Origin of the sequence: Rhizobium sp. RSm-3, from assembly GCF_001854685.1 — a bacterium.
GTDB lineage: Bacteria > Pseudomonadota > Alphaproteobacteria > Rhizobiales > Rhizobiaceae > Rhizobium > Rhizobium ecuadorense.
In genome coordinates this window covers 653,217-660,747 of the sequence record NZ_MAWZ01000001.1, presented here as the reverse complement: position 1 = coordinate 660,747, position 7,531 = coordinate 653,217, and the positions used below count along the sequence as shown (strand labels likewise).

Below are 7,531 nucleotides of genomic sequence, written 5' to 3'. Positions count from 1 at the left end.
GAGACGATGTAGTTGCCGTGATTGTTCATCAGCGGCGGCATCAGCATGTTCGGCAGGCGGATCGAGCCGGCCGGGCCGAGCAGCAGGAAGTGGTCGGCGGTGACTTCGGTCTTGAAGGGATGCTCACCCTCTTCGCGCCAGCCGGGCAACAGCCGGTCGATACCAACAGGATCGACGACCGCACCCGACAGGATATGGGCGCCGACCTCAGCCCCCTTCTCCAGGACGACGACCGACAATTCCGGATTGACCTGCTTCAGCCGGATCGCCGCAGAAAGACCGGCCGGACCACCGCCGACGATCACCACGTCGAATTCCATGCTCTCGCGGCTCTCGTCTGCGTGTTCTTCGGTCATGATAAATGCCTGATAATCTCGATGTTGGAATGCGATGGGGTCAGCGAGTTGGCCGAGCCGGCGTGTAGCTGTAGTCATAGAACCCGCGTTGCGCCTTGCGACCGAGCCAGCCGGCCTCGACATATTTGACCAGCAGCGGGCACGGGCGGTATTTGCTATCGGCCAGCCCTTCGTGAAGGACCTGCATGATGGAAAGGCATGTGTCCAAACCGATGAAGTCGGCCAGTTCAAGCGGCCCCATCGGATGATTGGCGCCGAGTTTCATGCCGGTGTCTATGGCTTCCACGTTTCCGACCCCCTCATACAGGGTGTAGATCGCTTCGTTGATCATAGGGATGAGGACGCGGTTTACGATGAAAGCCGGAAAATCCTCGGAGACGGTGACGGTCTTGCCGATGGATTCGGCGAAATCCCTGGCGATGGCAAACGTCTCTTGATCCGTTCCGATGCCGCGAACCAGCTCGACCAGCTTCATAACCGGTACCGGATTCATGAAGTGTATCCCTATAAAGCGATGGGGCCTGTCGGTCGACGCGGCGAGCCGCGTTATGGAGAGCGACGATGTGTTCGTCGCCAGGATCGCCTCGGGCTTCAGGACGGGGCAGACGCCCGTAAAGACTTTCCTCTTGACGTCTTCATTCTCGCTGACCGCTTCGACGACCAAATCGGCGCTCGCCAGATCCGAGAGCGAGAATGCTCCCTTTATTCGGGAGATCGCCTGCGCAGCCGCCTCGCCCGGCATTTTGCCGGATTCGACCTGCCGTTCGAAATATCCGGCACTTGCTTCGATGCTCGCGCGAACCCGATTGCCATCGAGGTCGTAGACCATTGCCTCGTACCCGTGTTTCGCCACGACTTCCGCGATGCCAGTCCCCATCTGGCCGGCGCCGATGACGGCGACGGTAGATATCTTATTCGCTATAGGCATGCTGCCTCTCGTTGATCCGGAGATTGAAGGACGATCTCTGCCAAACAGTTTATGGGGAATTAGAAGAACGCCTGGAGGCCCGTCTGGGCCCGCCCAAGGATCAGGGCGTGGACGTCGTGGGTGCCTTCATATGTGTTGACCGTTTCCAAATTCTGCGCATGGCGCATGACATGGTATTCGATCTGAATACCGTTGCCGCCATGCATATCCCGGGCCTGCCGCGCGATATCCAGCGCCTTCCCGCAGTTGTTGCGCTTGACGAGCGACACCATTTCCGGGGCCATCTTGTGCTCATCCGTCAGGCGGCCAACCCGAAGCGAACCCTGCAGTCCGAGCGTGATCTCGGTCATCATATCGGCGAGCTTCTTTTGATAGAGCTGCATCCCTGCAAGCGGCTTGCCGAACTGCTTGCGGTCCAGACCGTATTGACGAGCGCGGAACCAGCAGTCCTCGGCCGCTCCCATGACGCCCCAGGAGATGCCGTAACGGGCGCGGTTGAGGCAGCCGAACGGCCCCTTGAGGCCGGAAACGCCGGGCAGGAGCGCATCCTCGGTAACCTCGACACTGTCCATCACGATTTCGCCTGTGATCGAGGCACGCAGCGAAAGCTTGCCGCCGATCTTCGGAGCCGAAAGTCCCTTCATGCCCTTTTCGAGAACGAAGCCGCGTATTTCATTGTTGTGGGCCTCGGACTTTGCCCAGACGACGAAGACATCGGCAATCGGCGAGTTCGAGATCCACATCTTCGAGCCGCGCAATCGGTAGCCGCCTTCAATTTTCTCAGCGCGGGTTTTCATGCCACCGGGATCAGAGCCGGCATCAGGCTCGGTCAGGCCGAAACAGCCGATCAGCTCACCCGAGACGAGGCCCGGCAGGTACTTCTTCTTCTGCTCGTCGGAGCCGTAGGCGAAGATCGGGTAGATGACCAGCGAGGATTGCACGCTCATCATCGAGCGATATCCGGAGTCGATACGTTCGACCTCGCGAGCGACAAGGCCGTAAGCGACGTATGATGCGTTCGCGGCCCCGTATTCTTCCGGCAGCGTTATACCGAGAAGACCAGTCTGCCCCATCAACCTGAACAGCTCCGGGTCGGTCGTTTCGTCGAGATAGGCGTCGTGGACGCGCGGCAAGAGTTCGGATTCAGCGAAAGCCGCGGCGGACTCGCGGATCATCCGTTCATCTTCGGTCAGCTGGTCATCGAGCAGAAAGGGGTCATTCCAAGAAAAGGCCAAGATCGTCATCCTCCCGTTGAGGTTTTTGGCAGTTCGATTTGGTGGAATGAAAGCCGTTTTTCCGGCATTGCGAAAGCGAGGTTTACTCATTGGCCCATGAGCTATAGTAATAGCCTATGGCAAACCTTTCGCGACGACTGCTTCCCTCGACCTCCGCTCTGGCGGCCTTCGATTCCGTCGCACGGCTGAGCACCTTCTCCGCGGCGGCCGCGGAGCTTTCCCTGACGCAGGGCGCCATCAGCCGGCAGATTGCTACGCTGGAAGAACAGCTGGGCGTTTTGCTGTTCGAGCGCACCAGCCGCGGCGTCATTCTCACAGAGGCCGGCACCGATTATGCGCGGGCTATTGCCAGCGCTCTGGCGGAAATCCGCTCCGCTTCATTGCATGCCATGACCAAACAGCATAACGATCAGCTCAATCTCGCCATCTTGCCAACATTCGGCACCCGCTGGCTGATGCCGCGCATTCCGCAGTTTGTCGCCAGACATCCGGAGATCACATTGAACTTCGCGACGCGCATAGGAGTGTTCGATTTCGACCGCGACGACATCGATATGGCCATCCATATCGGCCAGCCTGACTGGCCGGGTGCGGAAAGCACATTTCTCATGGAGGAAATGGTGGCACCGGTCGCCTCCCCGTCTTTTCTCAGTTCGCATCCCATCTTGAAGGCCGAAGATCTGCTTCGCCTGCCGCTACTGCAGATGGCGTCCCGTCCGGGGGCCTGGGGCCATTTTTTCGAGAGCCTCCAGGTCAGCGGCACCCCATCGCAGGCCATGCGGTTCGAACAGTTCAGCAACGTGGCCCAGGCATGCATCGCCGGACTGGGGCTCGCGTTGATGCCGCTTTTCCTCGTCGACTCCGAACTCGCGAATGGCCAGCTCGTTCAAGCCTTTCCGCATCAGGTCAAAAGCCCCAGCGCCTATTATGCGGTTGCGCCACTCAGCAGGAAGGACTTCCGTCCTGTCGTGGCGTTCCGTGCATGGCTTCTGGAAGAGGCAGCGCGTTATCAGAAAGACGTTGCCGGCTGATGTGGATTGGTTGCAATAGCGGCCGGTAATCCGGGCCTATTGGACCGCTACCCAAGTTCGATTGCGAGCGTTCTTGACTCATCGGCCAAATCCTGCCAGTTTATGCTAACGTTAGCACAAGGAATGCGCATTTGCACCTTCAGTTGAAGAAAGCAAGCCTGCAGGGCAGACACCTTTCGGCCAGCAGAGCCCTGGTGAAGGACGTTCGGCTCCTTGGCCGCCTGTTGTGCGACGCTATTGAAGCAAGCGACGGCAAGGAGGCCCGCGAGATCGTGGAACAGGTCCGCACGCTCTCGGTGACCGGCCACAGAAAGACCAGCCCGCGGTTGAGCGACAAGCTCGCCCCGTTTTGCGCGGACATGCCTCCCCGCACCCTCAAGCGCGTGATCCGCGCCTTCAGCCAGTTCTCTCAGTTGGTGAACATCGCCGAAGACGCTCATCAAGCCAGAGTGCAGCGCTTCGGCATCGTCGATGGCGAACCTGCCATGTCGGGAACGATTGCCAGATCGCTTTCCGTTCTGGCCGCCGCCGGGGTAGAGGCGGAAGATATCCGCAAGCTGCTGTCTGAAGCGGTCGTCTCGCCTGTTTTCACGGCACACCCGACCGAGGTTCGGCGCAAGAGCGTTATCGACATCGAGCAGGAGCTTGCCCGATGCTTGGGCCGGCTCGATCAGGCCGGCCTGACTGCAAAGGAGGCGGATCGATATCAGGAGGATTTGGAAAGAGCGACGACAACGCTTTGGCAAACGAACAGCTTGCGAGGTCGGCGACTGCAGGTCGTGGATGAAATCCTCAATGGCTTGTCCTATTACGACAGCACCATTTTCCGCGTTATTCCGGAAGTTTATGAAGCTCTCGAAAATCAACTTCGCGCTTCGTCTTGGAGCCTCGGTCAAGGGGCGCTGCCGCCGTTCCTGCGCATGGGTTCGTGGATCGGCGGCGACCGCGATGGCAACCCCTATGTCAACGGCGAGACCCTGAGGGAGGCGCTCCGGCTGCAGAGTGAGAGGGTTTTCTCTTTCTATCTCGGCGAACTGCACAGCCTCGGAGCGGAACTTTCCCTGGATGATCGGTATGTGAAGGTCTCGCGGGACCTTCAGCGCCTAGCGACCGACTCTCCCGATCGATCGGAGCAGCGCCGGCACGAGCCATATCGCCTGGCGATCTCGGGTATCTATGCTCGCCTGGCGGCCACAGCCCGTAAGTTTGGCAGCACGGAATTGGTGCGCGAACCCGTGGCGATTGCCCCTTCCTACCCGTGCCCTGCTGAGTTCGCCGACGACCTGGCGACGATCAGCAAATCCCTGACAGCCAATGGCGCAGAGAAGATCGCTGCTGGAAAATTGCGCAGGCTGCAACGCGCCGTGGACGTCTTCGGATTTCACCTTGTCAGCCTCGACCTGAGACAGAATTCCGAGGTCCATCAGCGGGTTGTTCACGAGCTTTTCGAGAAGGTGCGACCTGGCACCGGCTACGAGGCGCTCACCGAGGGTGACAAGATGCGCCTGCTCACCGAGGAGCTCCGCTCATCTCAGCTGCTGATTACACCGCTCAAGACCTATTCGGCCGAGATGATGTCGGAGCTTTCGGTGCTGCGTGAAGCCGCCGAAGCCCACCAGCATTATGGCCGCGCCAGCATCCCGAATTACATCATTTCGAAGGCCGCAAGCCCTTCCGACCTTTTGGAGGTCATGGTCTTGTTCCGCGAGGTGGGGCTGTTCCGGCCCGATGAGCCTGACGCGGCGTCAGTCAACATCATACCGCTTTTCGAGACAATCTCGGATCTTTCAAGGTCGCATGACGTGATGCAGACAGTTTTGGCCAGCGAGGCCTATCGGCCATACCTGGAAGCGCTCGGCGGCAAACAGGAAATCATGCTCGGCTATTCCGACAGCAACAAGGATGGCGGTTATCTGACGTCGGGATGGGAGCTTTATAAGGCAGAGATGGCCTTCATTCAGCTCTTCGAGCGTGAACGCATTCGCCTCAGCCTGTTTCACGGCCGCGGCGGTTCCGTCGGACGCGGCGGCGGTCCAAGCTATGAAGCCATCACTGCCCTGCCTCCCGGCGCGGTTGCCGGATCGATCCGGCTGACGGAGCAAGGTGAAGTCATTGCAGCGAAATATTCCAATCCGGCACTCGGTCGCCGAAATCTCGAACTTCTTATCGCCGCGACGCTGGAAGCGTCCTTGCTGCCTTCCGACGCACAAGAGCCGGATCCCCGCTATCTTGATGCCATGGAGGAGCTGTCCGGCCTGGCTTTTGCCGCCTATCGCTCTTTGGTTTACGAAACCGAGGGATTCGAACGGTTCTTCTGGGAAGCCACGATCATCGGCGAAATCGCCAAGCTGAATATTGGCAGCCGCCCAGCCTCACGCAGTTCGTCACGCCGCATCGAAGACCTTCGTGCAATACCCTGGGTGTTCGGCTGGTCACAGAGCCGTATCATGTTGCCGGGCTGGTTTGGATTTGGCTCGGCCGTCAGACAGTGGCTGGCCAGACATCCCGATGGATTGCAAACCCTCCAAAGGATGCATCGGGACTGGCCTTTCTTCCAGACGCTGATTGCGAACATGGAGATGGTGCTGGCCAAAACCAACATGGCGATCGCGGCCCGGTACGTGGACCTTGCCCCCGACGCTGCCGGCCATGAGAAAATCTTCGCGCGCATAAAAGACGAATGGGAAGCGACGACGGCCGCGCTCTTCGGCATCACGGATCAGGCCTCGCTGCTGGAGAACAATCCGGCGCTGAAACAGTCGATCCATCACCGCTTTCCCTGCCTCGATCCGCTGAACCACATGCAGATCGACCTTCTTCGCCGTCACAGAGCCGGCGAACGCGACCAGGATACGGAAGAGGCGCTGCATCTGACCATCAACGGAATTGCCGCCGGGCTGCGAAACAGCGGCTAGCGAGCCGCCAATGCGGATGGCGTAAGCCTATTTTTCTTGACCTCGGCAAAAATATTGCGCTAACGTTTGCACAAACTGGGAGGAAATCATGACACGGACCGTGCTGTTGACGGACTACGCCTGGCCGGATGACAAGGTGGAGCGCGAAGTGATCGAGGGGGCCGGTTTCACCCTCGTCAGCGGCCCTGCCGAGCCGTCTTCGTCTGCTGAGATCGACGCTTTGGCGGCAGAGCATCGGCCGGACGCCATCCTGACCTGCTGGGCTCAGGTCAGCGAGAGGGCGATCGATGCGTCCCCCAATCTGAAGATCGTCGCTCGCCTCGGAGTCGGCCTGGACAATATCGCTGTCGATGCGGCGACCGAGCGGGGGATTTGGGTCACCAACGTTCCCGACTATTGCGTCGCAGAAGTGTCCGACCATGCCGTCGGTTTTGCAATTGCCTGGGCCCGCGGCCTGATCCACTTCGATCGCGACGTTCGCAAGGGCCGCTGGGACCCTGCTTCGGCAAATCTCCGCAGGCTTTCGGAGCTGACCTGCGGCATCGTCGGCTTTGGTCGCATCGGCCGTGCGACGGCGGCAAAAATGCAGGCACTCGGTTGCCGGGTGGTTGCACACGATCCCCATGCCTCGAATATCCCTGCCGATGTGGAGCTTGCCGACTTCGACACGCTTCTGGCCAGGAGCGATATCGTCATTGTCCATGCGCCGCTTTCGCCTGCGACGCGTCATCTGATCAACAAGGACGCCATCTCTAGGATGCGTCGTGGAAGCCTGCTGATCAACGTTAGCCGAGGCGGCGTCGTCGACACTGCCGCGGTGATCGAAGGCTTGGACTCCGGCATTCTGAGCGGCGTCGGCCTGGATGTCCTCGAGGATGAGCCACGCGTTCCACCGGAGCTGATCGCTCACCCCGGAGCGATGATCACCCCACACGTCGCCTTCTCCTCGGATGCCTCGCTGATCGAGCTGCGTCGCCGGGCAGCGGAGGAGGTCGTCAGGGTTCTCTGCGGAGAGATGCCTGAACAAGCCCGCAACAGCCCCCGCCGCTAACGCCGCAAGGACACT

At 59.9% G+C, this 7,531-nt stretch carries 6 protein-coding genes; 3 read left to right on the top strand and 3 right to left on the bottom strand.

The features are described from left to right. The 3 genes from BBJ66_RS03230 to BBJ66_RS03220 all read right to left on the bottom strand — a co-directional run. A partial coding sequence (locus BBJ66_RS03230) for an FAD-dependent oxidoreductase (protein WP_116429605.1) occupies positions 1 to 356 on the bottom strand: 356 nt, incomplete at its 3' end. Positions 357 to 396: 40 nt separating this feature from the next. After that, on the bottom strand, positions 397 to 1,284 hold the full coding sequence (locus BBJ66_RS03225) for a 3-hydroxybutyryl-CoA dehydrogenase (RefSeq protein ID WP_049732901.1): 888 nt from the start codon (positions 1,282 to 1,284) through the stop codon (positions 397 to 399). A gap of 59 nt (positions 1,285 to 1,343) precedes the next feature. Further along, a complete protein-coding gene (locus tag BBJ66_RS03220) occupies positions 1,344 to 2,528 on the bottom strand; it encodes an acyl-CoA dehydrogenase (RefSeq protein ID WP_071084909.1) in 1,185 nt (394 codons plus the stop codon). A gap of 107 nt (positions 2,529 to 2,635) precedes the next feature. Between BBJ66_RS03220 and BBJ66_RS03215 the strand changes: the two genes are divergently transcribed. The 3 genes from BBJ66_RS03215 (at position 2,636) to BBJ66_RS03205 (ending at position 7,516) form a co-directional block, all read left to right on the top strand. Beyond that, complete coding sequence (locus BBJ66_RS03215; protein ID WP_071084907.1) at positions 2,636 to 3,550, top strand: LysR family transcriptional regulator; 915 nt, start codon at positions 2,636 to 2,638, stop codon at positions 3,548 to 3,550. Positions 3,551 to 3,681: 131 nt separating this feature from the next. Then, positions 3,682 to 6,465 (top strand): phosphoenolpyruvate carboxylase, encoded by a 2,784-nt coding sequence (gene ppc, locus BBJ66_RS03210; protein WP_244511616.1) that lies wholly within the window; start codon positions 3,682 to 3,684, stop codon positions 6,463 to 6,465. An 88-nt stretch (positions 6,466 to 6,553) separates the two neighbouring features. Continuing rightward, positions 6,554 to 7,516: a C-terminal binding protein gene (locus BBJ66_RS03205; RefSeq protein WP_049732898.1), complete on the top strand. Its 963-nt coding sequence runs from the start codon at positions 6,554 to 6,556 to the stop codon at positions 7,514 to 7,516. Positions 7,517 to 7,531: the final 15 nt, after the last annotated feature.